At 65.8% G+C, this 17,039-nt stretch carries 18 protein-coding genes; 11 read left to right on the forward strand and 7 right to left on the reverse strand.

Annotated elements, in window-relative coordinates:
• Positions 1–114 precede the first annotated feature (114 nt).
• Positions 115–1,362, reverse strand: coding sequence for a sugar ABC transporter substrate-binding protein (locus tag AL755_RS17085; RefSeq protein ID WP_054012025.1), 1,248 nt, complete (start codon positions 1,360–1,362; stop codon positions 115–117).
• Between the two features lie 284 nt (positions 1,363–1,646).
• Between AL755_RS17085 and AL755_RS17090 the strand changes: the two genes are divergently transcribed.
• A complete protein-coding gene (locus AL755_RS17090) occupies positions 1,647–2,729 on the forward strand; it encodes a LacI family DNA-binding transcriptional regulator (protein ID WP_054012026.1) in 1,083 nt (360 codons plus the stop codon).
• A 7-nt stretch (positions 2,730–2,736) separates the two neighbouring features.
• On the opposite strand, the gene AL755_RS17095 is transcribed toward AL755_RS17090, so the two are convergent.
• Positions 2,737–4,422: a PucR family transcriptional regulator gene (locus AL755_RS17095; RefSeq protein ID WP_054012027.1), complete on the reverse strand. Its 1,686-nt coding sequence runs from the start codon at positions 4,420–4,422 to the stop codon at positions 2,737–2,739.
• Between the two features lie 130 nt (positions 4,423–4,552).
• On the opposite strand from AL755_RS17095, the gene AL755_RS17100 reads away from it, so the two are divergent.
• The 5 genes from AL755_RS17100 (at position 4,553) to AL755_RS17120 (ending at position 8,937) form a co-directional block, all read left to right on the forward strand.
• Positions 4,553–5,851: an alpha-hydroxy acid oxidase gene (locus AL755_RS17100; protein WP_192841628.1), complete on the forward strand. Its 1,299-nt coding sequence runs from the start codon at positions 4,553–4,555 to the stop codon at positions 5,849–5,851.
• 11 nt (positions 5,852–5,862) lie between these two features.
• Complete coding sequence (locus AL755_RS17105) at positions 5,863–6,783, forward strand: ABC transporter substrate-binding protein (protein WP_237762525.1); 921 nt, start codon at positions 5,863–5,865, stop codon at positions 6,781–6,783.
• Between the two features lie 12 nt (positions 6,784–6,795).
• Positions 6,796–7,719 carry an amino acid ABC transporter permease gene (locus AL755_RS17110; protein ID WP_054013154.1) on the forward strand — a complete coding sequence of 308 codons (924 nt, stop codon included), beginning with the start codon at positions 6,796–6,798 and terminating at the stop codon, positions 7,717–7,719.
• Positions 7,719–8,483 (forward strand): amino acid ABC transporter ATP-binding protein, encoded by a 765-nt coding sequence (locus tag AL755_RS17115; RefSeq protein WP_054012029.1) that lies wholly within the window; start codon positions 7,719–7,721, stop codon positions 8,481–8,483. The genes AL755_RS17110 and AL755_RS17115 overlap by 1 nt, the downstream gene beginning before the upstream one ends.
• Positions 8,484–8,550: 67 nt before the next feature.
• A complete protein-coding gene (locus AL755_RS17120) occupies positions 8,551–8,937 on the forward strand; it encodes a RidA family protein (protein WP_054012030.1) in 387 nt (128 codons plus the stop codon).
• Positions 8,938–9,047: 110 nt separating this feature from the next.
• On the opposite strand, the gene AL755_RS17125 is transcribed toward AL755_RS17120, so the two are convergent.
• Positions 9,048–9,860, reverse strand: a complete 813-nt coding sequence (locus AL755_RS17125; protein ID WP_054012031.1) for a tetratricopeptide repeat protein — start codon at positions 9,858–9,860, stop codon at positions 9,048–9,050.
• 228 nt (positions 9,861–10,088) lie between these two features.
• Here AL755_RS17125 and AL755_RS17130 point away from each other — a divergent pair, with 228 nt between their 5' ends.
• Positions 10,089–10,391, forward strand: a complete 303-nt coding sequence (locus AL755_RS17130; RefSeq protein ID WP_054012032.1) for a putative quinol monooxygenase — start codon at positions 10,089–10,091, stop codon at positions 10,389–10,391.
• 40 nt (positions 10,392–10,431) lie between these two features.
• Positions 10,432–10,785, forward strand: coding sequence for an iron chaperone (locus AL755_RS17135; RefSeq protein WP_054012033.1), 354 nt, complete (start codon positions 10,432–10,434; stop codon positions 10,783–10,785).
• On the opposite strand, the gene AL755_RS17140 is transcribed toward AL755_RS17135, so the two are convergent.
• From AL755_RS17140 to AL755_RS17150, 3 genes are all read right to left on the reverse strand, one after another.
• A complete protein-coding gene (locus AL755_RS17140; RefSeq protein ID WP_054012034.1) occupies positions 10,782–11,231 on the reverse strand; it encodes an iron chaperone in 450 nt (149 codons plus the stop codon). The two genes, AL755_RS17135 and AL755_RS17140, sit on opposite strands and share 4 nt — an antisense overlap.
• A gap of 125 nt (positions 11,232–11,356) precedes the next feature.
• The gene (locus AL755_RS17145; RefSeq protein WP_054012035.1) at positions 11,357–11,809 is read right to left on the reverse strand and encodes an NUDIX domain-containing protein; all 453 of its coding nucleotides are present in this window, start codon (positions 11,807–11,809) and stop codon (positions 11,357–11,359) included.
• 30 nt (positions 11,810–11,839) lie between these two features.
• The gene (locus AL755_RS17150; protein WP_082369602.1) at positions 11,840–12,250 is read right to left on the reverse strand and encodes a LexA family protein; all 411 of its coding nucleotides are present in this window, start codon (positions 12,248–12,250) and stop codon (positions 11,840–11,842) included.
• 67 nt (positions 12,251–12,317) lie between these two features.
• Here AL755_RS17150 and AL755_RS17155 point away from each other — a divergent pair, with 67 nt between their 5' ends.
• Positions 12,318–12,812: an AAA family ATPase gene (locus tag AL755_RS17155; protein WP_054012036.1), complete on the forward strand. Its 495-nt coding sequence runs from the start codon at positions 12,318–12,320 to the stop codon at positions 12,810–12,812.
• A 23-nt stretch (positions 12,813–12,835) separates the two neighbouring features.
• On the opposite strand, the gene AL755_RS17160 is transcribed toward AL755_RS17155, so the two are convergent.
• Complete coding sequence (locus AL755_RS17160) at positions 12,836–13,540, reverse strand: ferritin-like fold-containing protein (RefSeq protein WP_054012037.1); 705 nt, start codon at positions 13,538–13,540, stop codon at positions 12,836–12,838.
• 66 nt (positions 13,541–13,606) lie between these two features.
• Here AL755_RS17160 and AL755_RS17165 point away from each other — a divergent pair, with 66 nt between their 5' ends.
• Together AL755_RS17165 and AL755_RS17170 are read left to right on the forward strand one after the other, a co-directional pair.
• Positions 13,607–15,073 carry an RNB domain-containing ribonuclease gene (locus AL755_RS17165; RefSeq protein WP_054012038.1) on the forward strand — a complete coding sequence of 489 codons (1,467 nt, stop codon included), beginning with the start codon at positions 13,607–13,609 and terminating at the stop codon, positions 15,071–15,073.
• Between the two features lie 354 nt (positions 15,074–15,427).
• A complete protein-coding gene (locus tag AL755_RS17170) occupies positions 15,428–17,032 on the forward strand; it encodes a DEAD/DEAH box helicase (protein ID WP_237762737.1) in 1,605 nt (534 codons plus the stop codon).
• Positions 17,033–17,039 lie beyond the last annotated feature (7 nt).

A 17,039-nucleotide genomic window follows, 5' to 3' on the forward strand; every position in this document is an offset into this window, starting at 1 on the left:
AGCGTGAGCCGCTCTGCCGTGGCTCGGGGCAGGGTGGTGGGCGGGAGTTCCGGCCCACCACCCCTGCATGGCCGGTTTGGTCCGCGGGATTGGTCCGCGGCTTGCTCGTCCGGACTACTTGGCGGACACCACGGCTTCCATGTTCTTTTGCGTCGAGGCCAGGATCTTCGCCGGGTCGGCGGTGGCCAGCGATTCCAGCTGCGAGTTCAGGTCGGCGACGACGTCGGCCGAACCCTTGATGGAGGGCATGTTCTTCGCGCCGGCAGCGCTGTCCAGGAACGCCGTCATGGCGGGGTTGGCACTCTTCCACTGGGCAGCGGCGGACTGTACGGACGGCATGACGCCGAAGGCCTTGGCGAAGGCCATCTGCTGGTCGGTGCTGGTGAGCTTCTCCACGAGCTTGACGGCCGCGTCCTTGTTGGGGCTGTCGGCGGCGATGCCCCAGCAGTTGCTGAACTGCAGGGTTCCGGCGCCCTGCGGGCCGGCGGGCAGCTGAACCACCTTGTAGCCGACCTTCGGGTAGTCCGCGGTCATGGCGCCGGCGATCCAGTTGCCCTCGACCGTCATGGCCGCCTTGCCCTTGCCAAATGCCTCACCGCCCCATCCCGCACCGAGTTCGGTGGTGAATTTGGCGCTGCCGTCCTTCAGCAGGGATTTGACGTAGTCCAGGCCCGCGAGGTTCGCCGGGGTGTTGACGGTGGCCTGGGTCTGGTCGGCGTTCAGCAAGGTGCCGCCCGCCTGGACCATGAACGCGCCCAGCCTGGCATATTCGGGGGACAACGCCAGTCCAACGTGCCCGCCGGAGGTCAGCTTCTTGGCTACGGCGCTCAGCTGATCCCAGTTGGTGGGAATGTCGGCGTCGGTGAGCCCGGCGGCCTTCCACATCTCGGTGTTGATGACCAGGCCCAGGGTGGAGAAGTCCTTGGGCGCGCAGTAGAACTTCCCGCCGTAGGTGAAGGAGTCCACGAGGCCCGGGTAGAAGTCGGCCTTGTTGGCGAGTTTGTCGCCGTAGGCGTACAGGGAGCCGTTGGCGGCGAAGCCGGCCAGCGCATCGGTGGACACATAGAAGACGTCGGCGGGCTTGCCGGAGGCGAAGCCCTGGCTGAGTTGCTGGTTCAGGTCCGCGGCGGCGATCACGCTGGAGGCGGTGCCGCTGGAGGTTGACCAGCCGGCCACGGCCTCCTTGACGGCGGCGGTCTCGGCGTCACCGGAGGAACCGATCATGACCGTGAGCTTTTGTGAACCGGGGGCGGCGGACTTGGCGCCGTCGTCAAAACCGGAACCGCCGCACCCTGTCAGCAGAAGGGCGCCCACCGTGATGATTCCGGCTCCAAGCATCCAACGAGACTTGCTTCTTTGCATGTTTCTCTCCTCATTCGTGCACGAATCGGCCCTGCGCCGGAGGGGCGCTGCCGCATGAATTCTTGCCCGGCCGGCCGGTGGAACGTGGTGCGCGGCCGTGCTGGCTGGTCAAAATGGATCGTTCAAATTGGCGCATCGCTGAAAAAATTTGAACGATCAAATGATGGCTTTACGCTAATCGGCCCGCCTTGGAAAAGTCAACCCTTGACGCTCAAGGGAAATACCGTGGCATAGTGGTGGGAGCAATAATTTGAACGATCCAGACCGATCCGGAAGGGAGGCCCGTGGCGACTTCCCCGCTCCCCACCATCGACGATGTGGCCCGTGTGGCGCTCGTTTCGCGCCAAACGGTCTCCAACGCCATCAACTCCCCCGCGATCGTGCGACCCAAGACCCTTGAACGGGTCAACCAGGCCATCGCCGAACTTGGCTACCGGCCGCACGCCTCGGCACGGCGCCTGCGCACCCGCAAGAGTTCCACGATCGGCATCCGGCTCGATCCGGCCACCAATGGCATCTCCGGCTCGGTCTTGGACAGGTTCCTGCACGCCCTGACCGAGCAGGCGGACCGCCGGGGCCTGAGGATTCTGCTGTTCACGGCGGACAGCCCCGAGGATGAGATTTCGCAGTTTCGGCGGCTCCTCGACGGAGCGGACGTCGACGCGTTCGTGCTGACCTCGACGTTTTATGACGACCCCCGCACCAGCTGGCTGATCGAGAACGGCCACTCCTTCGTCATGTTTGGCCGGCCCTGGGGTGCCGACGACATGGATGATCCCCGGCGCCCCTGGGTGGACGTGGACGGATACTCGGGGCTGTACGACGCCACGGTGCACCGGCTGCGCAACGGCCACACCCGGGTTGGCTACATCGGCTGGCCCAGCCCGTCCGGGACGGGCGAGGACCGCCGGCGCGGCTGGCACGACGCCATGATGCAGGAAGCCGGCTTGACCGAGGCGGAGATCGCGGCGCTTGACGTTGCCGTGGCGGACGACGTTAGCCAGGGCGAGGCGGCCATGGCCGAGCTGCTGGGCCGGCCCGGCGCGGTCGACGCCGTCGTGTGCGCCAGCGATACCCTCGCCCTGGGTGCCATCCTGGCCTCCTTCGGCGCGATTCCGGTCAGCGGCTATGACAACACCCCCACGGCGTCGGCGCTGGGCTTCACCAGCGTTGAGCAGCCCCTGGAGGACGTGGCCCACGCGGTGCTGGAACTGCTGGCCGGGACGGGCACCAACGGCCCGGGATCGGCGAACGGATCAGCCGAACCCGCGGCAGGCCCAAGCGTCCGGCACCGGCTCCTGAAACCCAAGCTCGTGGCCCGCGACGGCCAGTGGCTGGCGCGCACGCTGGGCGCCCAATCGGACTAATCCAAGGTCAGTCCGGGGCCCCCGCCGACCGCGCCGGTTCCGCGGCGAGGTCCATCGTTGTGATGCGCAGCCACAGCCAGAGCCGGTTTTGCGGGTCGTCGAGCCCAAGGTTGAAATCCTTGACCAATCGGGCGATCCGGTACCGCACGGTGTTGTTGTGCACGTGCAGCAGGGCCGACATGGCCGAGTAGTTGCCGTTCGTGGCCAAATACGCGCGCAGGGTGTCCAGGTAGTCGGTGTGCTGTTCGGCGTCGCGGGCCCGGATCCTGGCGATTTCGTCATCACCGGCCAGGCCGTTCTCGCCCATGAACGCCCCCACCTTCAACAGGCCCAGGGGGACCCGGTAGTCCTCAAAAAGGCCCATGGCCGGGGCCGCCGCGCCGCGGTTCCCCGCCGATGCCGCTAGTCCGCCCCGCAGGTAGTGCAGCGTCTGCAACGCTTCCGCCCGGGACGCCGCCAGGCCGTCGACCCCCGCGGCGATCCCGCCCACCGCGGCGATGAGCGGGAACGAGCTGATGGTGTGCGCGTAGGCACCCATCTCCTGGATCACCCGCCGGTGCACGGCCCGGGGTGAGGCGCCCTCGCTGGGCAGGAGGGCATAGACGACCGAACCAATAAGCGCCGTGTGGCCAACCTTGAACTGGACGGTGCACACGGTGGTCACAAGGTGCAGCAGCCGGTGGATGTCGCGCACGGAATCCAGGCTGCCTGTTTCCGGCCGCGCGATCGAAAACGCCGCCACGGCCAGCCCGTGGTCGGCATCCAGGCCCAGCTGTGCCGCGGCAAACTGCGCATGGGCGGGGTCGTCCATCAGGGTCCGGATCAGGTCACCGTTGCGGCGTTCGCCAAAGTCGGAAGCCGATCGGGCGTGGAGCATGTGGAGCCCGGCCAGGGGCGCCATCCTGCCGAGCGCCTCGAGCGCCGCGTCCCGCCGGTCCTCGCCCGGATCGATGATCCAAATGGATCCCAGAAGCTCCCCGCCGGCCCGCACGGCGAGGCCCAGGCGGGCCAATCCGCCGTCCTCCGCGGGGACCATCATGGCACCTGCAGCGGCGTACACGGCCTTGAAGTCGGCGTCGAAGGCCGGCGGGGTGAGCTCCTGCAGGGACAAGGTGGTCAACCGGCGCAATTCGTCGATCGGCTGCCCAGGCAAGGTCGAATAACCCAGCACCCGGCCCAGCGGGTCCACGATGCTGGCCGCGCCGTTGGTCATCGACGCGGCGGCGTTGGCGAAGGCGTAGAGGTCGCCCAGGCGCACCCCGGAAATGGAATCCGCGGCCGCGCCCACCACGGAGGCCCGGGCCAGTGCTACCAGCCGTGTCCAATCCGCGGCATCGGGCGCAACGAGGACGGCGAGGCTGTTCCGGACGGCGGCGGACCGCAGTGCCTCCATGGATGCCCCGTGCGCCTTGACGACGACGGCGGCCGCATTGCTGTTCGATGCCCGGTGCAGGAGCTGGTCAAAGTCCACCGAACCGTGGGTGAGCCCCACGGCCAGGATGATGCGGTCATCCTGGCTGGTCCACGCGTCCAGGGGGTCGTACATGAGCACGTCGGAGACGGGGTGCGCCAGGTTTTCGGGCGTGGGATTGGCGTGCACCAGATCCGCCTGCATCAGCTGCAGGCAGTCGGAGAGCCGCACAACGGCCGCATGGAGCCCGGATGCCGCGACAGAAAGTTCATCATGATCCATGAATGGAAGATACCACAAGAGATTTTAATTCTTTTGTGAAAACTCACATATTGACGCCGTGAGATCTGCGTCACCATTGAAGGACGGATGTGACAAAAAATCTCCACCAAGAACTTTCGAAGGATGCACCATGAAGCTCAAGGACATTACGGCCCTGGCCTCGATCCAGGGACCCGCCCGGTCGGCCGCGGAACGCCTGGACCGGCGTTGCTACAGCGTCGGAGACATGCGGAAGATGGCGGCCAAGCGCCTCCCCAAGAGCATCTTCGACTACATCGAAGGCGGCGGCGAGGACGAGGCGTCCATGCGCCGCAACATCGCCTCCTACGGAGACTGGTCCTTTATGCCGAAGTGGGGTTCGGTGGAAAACCTGAGCCTGGCCACCACCATCCTGGGCGGTCCGTCCACCATGCCGCTGATGCTCTCCCCCACCGGCGGCACCCGCCTGTTCCACCCGCAGGGCGAGATTGCCGCGGCCCGCGCCGCCCTGGCGGCCGGAGTCCCCTACGGCCTGGCCCACCTGAGCACCACGCCCATGGAACACGTCGCCGAGGCGACGCCCGGCCTGCGCCGCTGGTTCAACCTCGAACCCACCAACGACAAGGCCATGCTGCAGGCGGTCCTGGACCGCGTGTCCAACGCCGGCTACGAGGCCCTGATCGTCAACATCGACTGCCGCGACATCGGGCACCGTGAACGCGACTACCACAACGGCTTCACGGCCCCGCCGTCCATCAAGCCCCGGACCGTCGTCGAGGGGGCGCTGCACCCCCGCTGGGCATTGGGCTTCCTAGCCAACGACGCCATCGCCTTCCCCAACCTCGACGCCGAGGTGCCCGAGGGCCCGATGACCAGCACCCCGGACATGTGGCGGACCCTGCTGGCCGGCGCCTACGAGCCCACCGACTGGAGCGACCTCGAGGAAATCCGCACCCGCTGGAACGGCCCCATCATCCTGAAGGGCTGCGTGAACCCGAAGGACGCCGCGATCGCGGCAAGCATGGGCTTCGACGCCATCCAGGTCAGCAACCACGGCGGCCGCCAACTGGACCACATGGCCTCGCCCATGGATGTCCTCCCGGACATGGTTGAGGCCGCGGCCGGCCGCTTGGAAATCATTGTCGACGGCGGCATCCGCCGCGGCTCCGACGTCATCAAGGCGCTGGCCCTGGGCGCCGATTCCTGCGCCATCGGCCGCCCCTACCTGTACGGCCTCGCCGCCGCCGGTGAAGCCGGCGTGGCGCACGTCCTGAAGATGTTCTCCCAGGAGATGACCCGCACCATGGCCCTGCTGGGCGTCACGTCCATTGCAGAATTGCGCCAGGACGGCCGCGAGCTGATCCGCCACCACAGCGAATCCTTCGCCCGCCCCCGCCCGGCCCGGAGCACCGCGGCCGAGCTGGACTTCGCAGAGCTGGGAACCCCCTGATGAAGACCCGGGTGCACTCAACTGCGAAGGGCATGGCCCGTTTCCGGATTCCCGCAGCCGCAGCGACGGCGGCGCTCCTGCTCTCCGTGACCGCCTGCGGGGGGACGACGGCGTCGAACGGCATCGCCGAGCTCGGCCCAACAGTCCCCGCGATGGCCGTCAACAAGGACGCCGCCGCGAACCTGCCGGAGTCCATCAAGGCCTCCAAGATCCTGATCGTGGCCATTCCCACGAATGAGCCGCCGACCCAGTTCTACAAGCCGGGGACGCAGGAAATGACCGGGGCCAACCCGGATATCGCCCGGCTCGTGGGTCAGGCGTTGGGCGTCAAGGTCGAAATCAAGGTCTCGAACTTCGACTCCATCATCCCCGGCATCGCGGCCGGCCGGTACGACATGACGGTGTCCTCCATGACGCCGACCACCCAGCGCATGCAGGTCCTGGACTTCGTGGACTACCTGCAGATGGGAAACTCCATCGCTGTTCCGAAGGGCAACCCGCTGGGCATCAACAACCAGGACGCCCTCTGCGGGAAGAAGGTGGGCCTGCTGACGGGCTCCTACCAGCTCACCGCGAACGTGCCGCAGGCCAACGCGGACTGCACGAAAGAGGGCAAGCCGAAGCTGGCAACCAGCGAGTTCCAGGACACGCGCCAGGCCATCTCCGCACTCACCAGCGGCCGGCTCGACGCCGTGCTGGCCGACTCCCCCATCATGGATTTCGCCGCCAAATCCAACCCGACCATCGTGATCTCCTCGAAGTATGAATTCACGCCCGTGGGGATCGGCATGCCGAAGGACTCGGGGCTCATCAAGTCCGTCTCCGCCGCAATGGTCGACATCGTCAAGAGCGACTCATACAAAGCAGTGCTGAAGAAATACGGCCTGGAAAGCAGCGCCATCACCGATCCCCGCGTCAACTTCGCCCAATAGGAGGTGAACACCATGCAGCAACAACCCACAGCCGTCTCCACCAGGCAGGCTCCCGAGACCGCATCCGGTGATTCTGTCCAGGTCGTGCCGCTTCGGCACCCGGTCCGGAACGCCATCGCCGTCGTCATCGTCATCCTGGCGGCCAGCGCCGCCCTGAACGTGGCAACCAACCAGCGTTACCACTGGGACGTCGTCGTCTCCTTCCTGTTCTCCCCGCAGATCCTCACCGGTGCGGCGCTGACGCTGATGCTCACGGTGGTCTCCATGACCGTCGGCATCTCCCTGGGCACGGTCCTGGCCATCATGCGCCTCTCGACCAACCCGATCCTGCACACCCTCAGCCGGGCCTACATTTGGTTCTTCCGCGGCACCCCGCTGCTGGTCCAGCTGATCTTTTGGTACAACATCGCGGCCCTCTACCCGGTGATCGCGCTGGGACTGCCGTTCGGCGGCCCGTCCCTGGTGATCGGTTCGGCCAACGTGCTGATCTCCCCGCTCGGGGCGGCACTGCTGGGCCTGGCCCTGAACGAGGCCGCATACATGGCCGAGATCATCCGCAGCGGCATCAACTCCGTCGACAAGGGCCAGTACGACGCCGCACGGGCCCTGGGCATGAACCGCGCCAAGCTGATGACCCGGGTCGTCCTGCCCCAAGCCATGCGCGTGGTGCTGCCGCCGACCGGCAACCAGGTCATCTCGATGCTCAAGGGCACGTCCCTGGTCAGCGTCCTGGCCATCTCCGATCTGCTGTACTCGGCCCAGATCATCTACTCCAACAACTACCAGACCATCCCGCTGCTCATCGTGGCCAGCCTCTGGTACCTGCTCATGACGACCGTCCTGAGCTTCTTCCAAACCAAATTGGAGCGACGCTACGGACGCGGTTTTGACACCGCAACCCGCCGAGTGCTCCGGCCCAAGAGAAGGAAAGCATAATGTCTACGGTGATGGTGGAAGCCCAAGGGGTCCGCAAAAACTACGGTGCCATTGAAATCCTCAAGGGCATCGACATGAAGATTGAACAAGGCACGGTGACCTGCCTGATCGGCCCGTCCGGCTCCGGCAAGACCACGTTCCTGCGCTGCATCAACCACCTGGAAAAGATCAACTCCGGCCGGCTGTATGTGGACGAGCAGCTGGTGGGCTACACCGAACGCAACGGCAAGCTGTACGAGAAGAAGGAAAGCCAGACCGCCAAGTCCCGCCTGACGGCCGGCATGGTGTTCCAGCGTTTCAACCTCTTCCCGCACATGACCGTCATGGAAAACGTCATCGAGGCGCCCGTCCACGTGTTGGGCAGGCCCAAGAAGGAAGTCATCGCCGAAGCCCAGGTCCTGTTGGACCGGGTGGGCCTGGGCGATCGCGGCCACTCCTACCCCCAGGACCTCTCCGGCGGCCAGCAGCAGCGCATCGCCATTGCCCGGGCCCTGGCCATGAAGCCCAAGCTCATGCTCTTCGATGAGCCCACGTCCGCGCTTGACCCGGAGAACGTTGGCGAAGTGCTCGAGGTCATGAAGGACCTGGCCGCCGACGGCATGACCATGGTGGTCGTCACCCACGAGCTGGCCTTCGCCAAGCAGGTCGCCGACCAGGTGGTCTTCATGGACCTGGGCGTCGTGGTCGAAACCGGCCCGCCCTCCGAGGTCCTGGACGCCCCCCAGCACGAGCGCACCAAGGCGTTCCTGTCCAAGGTCCTCTAAGCACTTTCCCATCATTGACACCGGCTGCCGGCACTTCCGGCCGGCAGCCAGAGAAGGAACACCCATCATGCTGCGCACGCAAATCACCACCGACAAGGCACCCGTCCCGGCCGGCCCCTATTCCCAGGCAATCGCCGCCAACGGCTTCCTCTACACGGCAGGGCAAACCCCGCACCACCCCGTCACGGACGAGACCGTCGGCACCACGATCGGCGAGCAAACCGTCCAGGCCATGACGAACCTCGGTGAGGTCCTGGCGGCCCACGGGCTGGACTTCTCCCACGTGGTCAAGGCCACCGTGCACCTGCACCACCCCGGCCGCGACTTCGACGGCTTCAACGCCGTCTATGAGGAATTTGTCCAGGCTCCGTTCCCCGCCCGCACCACCGTGGGCTCGTTCCTCGGCGACTTCCTGGTGGAAATCGACGTGGTTGCGGCCATCCCGCAGGCGTAGTTGACGCCAGGCACGTCATTGTTTGAGGCGGCCGGTCCGGCACACTTCCCGTGTGCCGGACCGGCCGCTTTTTTGGGCCATGGTTATTCGTCGGCTGGTTCCGCGATGGATCAATGACGACGGCGTCGCTGGGGATCCAGGCGACGGCGCTTTCGGCGAAGCCGCCGAAGGGTTCCGGGCGACATCTTGTCCCCTGCGGCCGCCGCTTTCCGAAGAAGTTCGAACCCTTCCTTGGACTCCCCAATCTCCGTAAGCGCCACCCCCAGGTTGTGCATTGCGAACAGTTCGCCCGCGGCAACGCTGCGCCGCAACAGCTCGATCTCCTTGGCACTGTCTCCCTGTAAGGAGTACAAGTTTGCGAGCGGAATCAGCACAGCCACCTCGCCTTCGGCGAGGTGGCGTTCCAGCAACTCGATGGCGGCGGCAGTGGAAAGCTCGCTTGTCGTCATCGCAAGTTCCACCGCTGCTTCGGGGCTGTAGGCGCAACCGTCCCGTAGCGCCCGCGTTGCGGATACGGGATCCCCGAGGGCCCGGTAGGCCCGCGCCAGCCAAAGGGGTGCATGCGGGCTATCGCCGGCAGTCTTGAGCCAGCGTACGGCGTCGGCATAGCTGCCAGTCTCGAAGAGCGACTGCCCCAGCGCGACGGCACCATTCCGGTCACCGAGTTCGTGGGCCTTGTGAAAATGCGGGATCGCGTCGGCGTCCCGGTTGAGGCCCCTGAGAAAGAGTCCAAGATTCAGTGATGCCTCAACGACGCCGCGGTCGATCGCCATCAAGTACAAGGTTTCGACGAGCTCATTCTTGCTCACCAATTGAAGATCATTGGCCGTATTGAACAGTCCGTCAGGATCGTCCGCAAGAATCAAATCGATCGAAGACCGAAGATCCACGGTCTGCAGCCATCCATTTTTGAGTGACTTCATCGTATTTGCTCCGCCGAATCTTCCTTGTCACTCGCCCACTGGCGCATGGTTTCGACACGGTGATCGCCTGCCGACTTCAGATCTCGTTCAAAACTTTCCAGGGTTTTACACCACAATGTTGCCATGGCGTTCAGCGTAGCAATGCGGATTGCTGAATGCCGTCCGGGAGGTGCGGGCCAAAGCGTGGCCCATTGCCAGGTCCAGGCGGGTCCGGATAGCGTGGCAGCCATGACTTTCGCGAATGCCGGGACACTCGGCGCCGTTGCAGGCAGGCGCGACGAGCTGGTTGCACACCTGACCGCCCGGAGTGAGAAGCTGCGGCAGCTTGGCTGCCTTGCATACGAGGTGGGGGTGAACGATCAGCAACCCGACACCGTGTTCGTCATCGAGCTGTGGGAAAGCGCCGAAGCCCACCAATCCTCACTAGCAGCACCGGAGGTCCAGGCCGCCATAGCGGCGGCACGGCCGCTTCTCTCCGGTGAATTCGGCGGCTTCCGCTTCGAGGTGGTCGGTTCCCCGCTCCGGGATTGATCCGATGGGCGTCCGGCCCGTGCCGGCGTAGGATCGCAGCATGGGTACCGTTGGCACATATCTGGGCACAGTCGAGGGCGCCGATCGCGCCGCACTTGAACGCATCTACGCGATCGCCGGCGAAGTCGTGCCCGAGGCCGAAGAGGGCACCAGCTACGCCATGGCTGCCCTGCTCTACCGTGGCAAGGGGCTCGTCGCCGCGGTCCAGGCAAGGAAGTTCCTGTCGATCTACCCCTATAGCGGCGCCGTCATTGCAGCGAATTCCGAGGTGCTGGCCGGCTTTGAAACGACCACCGGCAGCATCCACTTTTCCGCGGAACATCAACTGCCCGACGCCGCCCTGCGCCGCATCGTCGAGGCACGGCGCGCCGAGATTGATGCAAAGAGCCGCTAGGAGACCGAGGCCTTCACGAGTTCGGCAATCTTCGCCTCCACTGCCGGGCTCCACGTTTGAAGCGCATACGACACCGGCCAGATCTCGCCGTCGTCGAGGCGTGCGGCTTCCTGGAATTCCAGGGTTGAGTAGCGGGTGTTGAATTTGCCCGCGTTCTTGAAACAGAAAACGACCTTGCCGTCCGCGGTCGCGTAGGCCGGCATCCCGTACCAGGTCTTCGGCAGGAGCTCCGGGGCATTCGCCGTGGCTACGACGTGCACCCGCTCCGCGATCAGGCGATCTTCCGGTGTCATTTTTCCGATGCTGTCGAGGACTGCCTGCAGGCCGTCGGCATTCTTGGCTCCCTGTTTCCCTTCGGCGCGCAATTCGGCGGCGCGCTGTTTTATTGCGGCGTGCTCCGCCGGGGAGAAGCCGGTGGATTCGGAGCTTGCGTTCGTGGTTGGCATTTTCGTTCTCCCTTTGATGTTCGCGGTGCTGGTGGCCGCCTTCCAGGAACAGGCTATGCCCGCACCGTGCCGCGGTGCTTCTTCATTCCTGCTCGGCATTGCCCGCTGGTTGTGGCGCTCTTCCCTCAGGGGGAGCTTGGCACCCCAAAGGTGACGATGGGCGGCAGACCGGCTCGCAGATTTTCCAGGACGTACCGTTCGTGCGGAACAAGCGCCCCGGGAAGGTCGTCAAGGTCAAACCACGCCAAGCCCGCCGATTTGTCGGGTTCCATGATCCTCGGCTCGTCGGACCAGGACTCACAGCTGAAGAAGAAATCGACGCGTCCCTCCGCGGGCCGATGCATCGTGGTGATCGCAAGCAGGTCTTTGGCGGCAATGACCACGCCGATTTCCTCCCGAGCCTCGCGGCGGGCTGCCTCGGCAACAGATTCATGGGCCTCAACGTGGCCGGCGGCGGCCGTGGCCCAATGGCCGTCCATGTGCCCCGTTCCCTGGCGCAGTTGGAGCAGGACTGCGTCCCCACGCCGGAAGATCACATAGCTGACGGGAGTCAAGGTAAATCGTTCAGCCGTCTCCATTGGTCCCCTAATTCCTTGCCAATTAGCGTCTTAGACGTGGTGCAGGCACCGGGTGACAACTCCCCAGACGGTCATCTCCGCGGACAGGATTCCCGCCGAAGGAGCCGGGGACGACGCGTCGGTGCGGTCCGTGACCAGGGCGGCAACGCCGTCGTTCATCACCAGGCGGCGGATCAACAGCTCGCCCTCCACCACGGCCACCACCACGGAACCGTCCTTGGGCGTCAGCGACCTGTCCACGATGATCTCGTCACCGTCGGCAATCCCCGCCGCCGCCATGGAATCCCCAGCGACCCGCATGACAAAGGTGCTGGTGCGATCGCGAATCAGGTGCCTGTTGAGATCGATACCGCCGTGGAAGTAGTCACGAGCCGGCGACGGAAACCCGCGCGGATCGGTATTCGGGGCAACGGGCGCCGCCAAATCCATGCCAAACACCATGCCACCCCCTAGTACAAATATTCGATGCCCAAGCATAGCACCGCGTCGGTTGTGCTTTGATGGATCCATGGCCACCTTGATTGTGCTGCGCGGCAATTCCGGCTCCGGCAAAAGCACCGTGGCCCAGGCCCTACAGCGCGACCTTGGCGCCGCCTGGATTGAACAGGATTATTTCCGCCGCCGCATTTTGGGCGAGACGGGTAACTACTCCGCACTCAGCGTGGACCTGATCGAAACGGCCGCCGCGCTGATCCTGGGCCGGGGACGCACCGTGATCATGGACGGCATGTTCAACGCCAGCAAATACAGCCGCACCCTGCGAGCGCTGCGCGACGGCCACAGCGGTCCGAGCCTGTTCTACGCCTACGACCTCACCCTGGAGGAGACGTTGCGCCGCCACGCCACCCGGCCGCACAAGCTCGCCGACTTTGGCGAAAAGGAGATGCGCGGCTGGTACCACGGCTGGGACCCGCTGGAGGGGATTGCCGAACAACGCATCACGGCCGGGGAATCCGCGGAGGCCACCATCAGCCGGATCCTGGCCGCCGCCGGAGCGCGGTAAGGCCCACAAAAGTCCACCCGGATCTAGGCGGTCAGCCCCAGCTTGCTCATCCGCCGCGAATGGCCGCGGGTGAGGGAGGTCAGGATCGCGGCCACCTCGGTCTCGGCGTCCTTCTGGGTGCCGTCGGGGGTCAGGCCCACCAGGAAGCTGTGCTTGGCGCCGATGCGCTGGGCCTGGGTCAGGGCCTCGCCCACCAGCCGCCGCCCCCACAATGCCAGCCTGGACGAGAGCCGCGGATCCTCGGCCAGCATCGTCTTCAACCGATCCGCAAGCAGGGCCGTCTGCTCCTCGCTGGTGCGCACGGCGGCAATGACGCCACGGGTGTCGGCATCCAGGTGTTCGGCAATGGCCGCGTAAAAGTCCTCGGTGATGGCATCGACCACATAGGCCTTCATGAGGGACTCATGCCAATCGGCGGGCCGGGTGCGCTCGTGGAAGGCGTCCACCATGCGCTGGAACGGCAGCATGGCCAGTTCCGGGTCCATGCCCATCTCCAGCAACCGGGCACACACCGCCTCGAAGTGGCCAAACTCCGTCACGGCCATCCTGCCCAGCACGGCCCTGTCGTTGAGGGTTGGCGAGTACCGGGCATCGGAGGAGAGCCGTTCAAAGGCGGACAGTTCCCCATAGGCGATGCCGCCGAGCAAATCAGTGACGAACTTGTCATAGCGGGCGCTTAGTTCCCCTGCGGTTATGGAATCAAACGCGTCGGACGGCGGAATACTCATACGCTCCAGCGTAGTCCGTGCCGTGCCCCCTCTTGCTCCCGGCGGCGAATCGTTTACGCTGAAACCGTGCCGTACTCCCACATTGGCGTTCGAAGCAGCGCCGCGCAGCAGAAACTGGCCCAGGCCCTCGCCGCACTAAGCCATGAGTTCAAGCTTCCGGGCGAGTTCGATCCGCTGGTGCTGGCCGAGGTGGACCACGTCATTGCCGGCCACCAGCTCCCCGCACCGGACCTGACGGCGCTGCCGTTCATCACGATCGACCCGCCCACCTCGCAGGACCTGGACCAGGCCATGTTCCTGGAACGCGAGGGCGACGGCTACGTGGTGCACTACGCCATCGCCGACGTCCCCTCCTTTGTCCCCGCCGGCGGGCCCCTGGACGGCGAGACACGGCGCCGCGGCCAGACCATCTACACGCCGGGCAACCGGATTCCGTTGCACCCGACGCCGCTGAGCGAGGGTGCGGCCAGCCTGTTCGCCAACGATCCCCGCTCCGCCTTTGTCTGGGAAATCCATTTGGCACAGGACGGCACCCAAACCTCGGCAAGGGTCCGCCGGGCCACGGTGCAAAGCGTCGCCAAGCTTGGTTACGAGCAAGCCCAGAAGATGCTCGACGCCGGCACCGCCCCGCCCGCTTATGCCGGCACGTTGGGGCTGTTGGCTGAGATCGGGGGCAAGCGCATCGAGCTTGAACGCTCCCGCGGCGGCGCCAGCCTCAACGTGCCCCAGCAGGAAGTGGAATTCGTCAACGGCCATTACGTCCTCGAGTTCCGGCCGGGCCTGCCCATCGAGGACTGGAACGCGCAGATTTCGCTGCTCACGGGCATGGCCGCCGCCCAGGTCATGATTGAGGGCAAGGTGGGGATCCTGCGCACCATGCCGGCCCCGGACGACGGTGCGATCGCCGCGTACCGGCTCCAAACCGTGGCATTGGGCAAACCGTGGGACGCCGACGTCGCCTACGGCGCCTACCTGCGCACCCTGGACACCACCGATCCCAAGCAGCTGGCCCTCATGCACGCGGCCACCACGCTGTTCCGCGGCGCCGGGTACACCCCCTTTAACGGCACAGTGCCGGACGACGTGCTCCAGGCAGCCGTCGCCGCCCCGTATGCGCACGCCACGGCGCCGCTGCGCCGGCTCGTGGACAGGTTCGTGCTGGCCATCTGTGCGGCGCTCTGCGCCGGCGACGACGTACCAGGCTGGGCGGTCGACGCCCTGACCGAACTGCCCGAGATCATGAACGCCTCCAACCAGCTCGCCAGCCGGGTGGACAGGGCCGCCATTGACACGGTGGAAGCGGCGCTGCTGAGCCACAGGGTCGGCACGGAATTCGACGCCGTCGTCCTGGCCGGGCCCAAAAAGAACGGGCACACCACCAAGGTCGGCGCCGCCCGCAGCTCCATCCAAATCACCGAACCGGCCGTGACCGCCTATTGCGAGGGTGACCTGGAACCGGGCACGGTGGTGCGGGTGAAGCTGGTCGCCGCCGACATCGGCACCCGGACCATCGCATTCGCCCCGGCACAATAGGCCCGGCGCGGACGAATGCGGGCGGGTTTTGGGGGTGGTACGGCTAGACTGGGGGTGTAGACATGGATGCCCGGTCGTTGAAACATGATTTTAAGTTCAATAAACCCGCCCCTACGCGCGTCTTTTATGTTCCTCCCTGTAGCTGCCAACCATCACGGCGGCGGGAGGGCACGTTTTTGTTAGCCCGCGATCGGCTTCCCCAAGGTTGTGCCGCGCTCCGGCTCCGTCAGGCAAATAGCTGCCGGCGTTGAGCCCGTGAAAAACGGCACCTGTATAGACGAATTGAGCGGTAAGCACTTGAGCATTGAGACAGATTCACTTCTGCAGGCAGAAGACAGCAACGAAAAAGTTGAAATTGACGGCAGCATCAGCAGCACCGAAGCGGCCCGCCACGAGGAAAAAGAGACGTTCGCCAGCTTTGGCGTGCACCACGAGATCGTGTCCTCGCTGACCGAGGCCGGCATCACCCACCCCTTCCCCATCCAGGCCATGACGCTGCCGATTGCCCTGACCGGGCACGACATCATCGGCCAGGCCAAGACCGGTACCGGCAAGACGCTCGGCTTCGGCATCCCGGCCCTGAACCGGATCATCAGCCCCAAGGACGAGGCTTTTGAGTCGATGGCCGCCCCCGGCGCGCCCCAGGCCATGGTCATCGTGCCCACCCGCGAACTGGCCGTCCAGGTCGCCAGCGACCTCACCACCGCCTCCAAGCACCGCGGCATCCGCATCGCCACCATCTACGGCGGCCGCGCCTACGAGCCCCAGATCGACGCCCTGCAAAAGGGTGTAGAGCTCATTGTGGGCACCCCGGGCCGCCTGATCGACCTGCTCAAGCAGCGCCACCTGAACGTCAAGCACGTGCGCATGGTGATCCTGGACGAGGCCGACGAAATGCTCGACCTGGGCTTCCTGCCCGACGTCGAGACGCTCATCGCCGGGACCCCCGCCGTCCGCCAGACCCTGCTGTTCTCCGCCACGATGCCCGGCCCGGTTGTTGCCATGGCCCGCCGTTACATGACGCAGCCCACCCACATCCGTGCGGCCGATCCGGACGATGAGGGCCTGACCAAGCGCGACATCCGCCAGCTGATCTACCGCGCCCACAACCTGGACAAGACCGAGGTCGTTGCCCGCATCCTGCAGGCCAAGGGTCGCGGCCGCACCATCATCTTCACCAAGACCAAGCGCACCGCCGCGAAGGTGGCCGAGGAACTCGTGGACCGCGGCTTCGCAGCCGCCGCCATCCATGGCGACCTGGGCCAGGGCGCCCGCGAACAGGCACTGCGCGCCTTCCGCAACAACAAGGTCGACGTGCTGGTCGCCACCGATGTGGCCGCCCGCGGCATCGACGTCGACGACGTCACCCACGTCATCAACTACCAGTGCGTAGAGGACGAAAAGATTTACCTGCACCGCGTGGGCCGTACGGGCCGCGCCGGCAACAAGGGCACGGCCGTCACGTTCGTCGACTGGGACGACATGCCGCGCTGGGGTCTGATCAACAAGGCCCTGGGGCTCAGCGTCCCGGAGCCGATCGAGACGTACTCCTCCTCCCCGCACCTCTACACGGACCTTGACATCCCCGAGGGCACCAAGGGCCGCCTGCCGCGCAGCAAGCGCACCCACGCCGGCATCGACGCGGAGGTCCTGGAGGACCTGGGCGAGACCGGTAAGCGCAACTCACCCAAGTCGGGCTCGCGCGACGGCGGCCGTGGTGGCCGGGGCGAGCGCAACAGCGGCGCCCGCACCGGTGAGAAGCGCGACGGCGAGCGTACCGAGGGTGGCCGCAGCCGCCGTCGTCCCTCCTCCGCTGCCTCCTCTTCCGAGGCCCCGGCGGCAAGCGAAGGCACCTCGGAGACCGCGGAAGGCGCCGCACGTCCCCGCCGGAACCGCAGCCGCACGCGCCGCCGCAATGGCGAGGTAGTGGGCCAGCCGGAAGCCGGCACCGGCGAGTAGTAAAAGG

This window comes from Arthrobacter sp. ERGS1:01, assembly GCF_001281315.1.
In the GTDB taxonomy this organism is placed as follows: Bacteria; Actinomycetota; Actinomycetes; order Actinomycetales; family Micrococcaceae; genus Specibacter.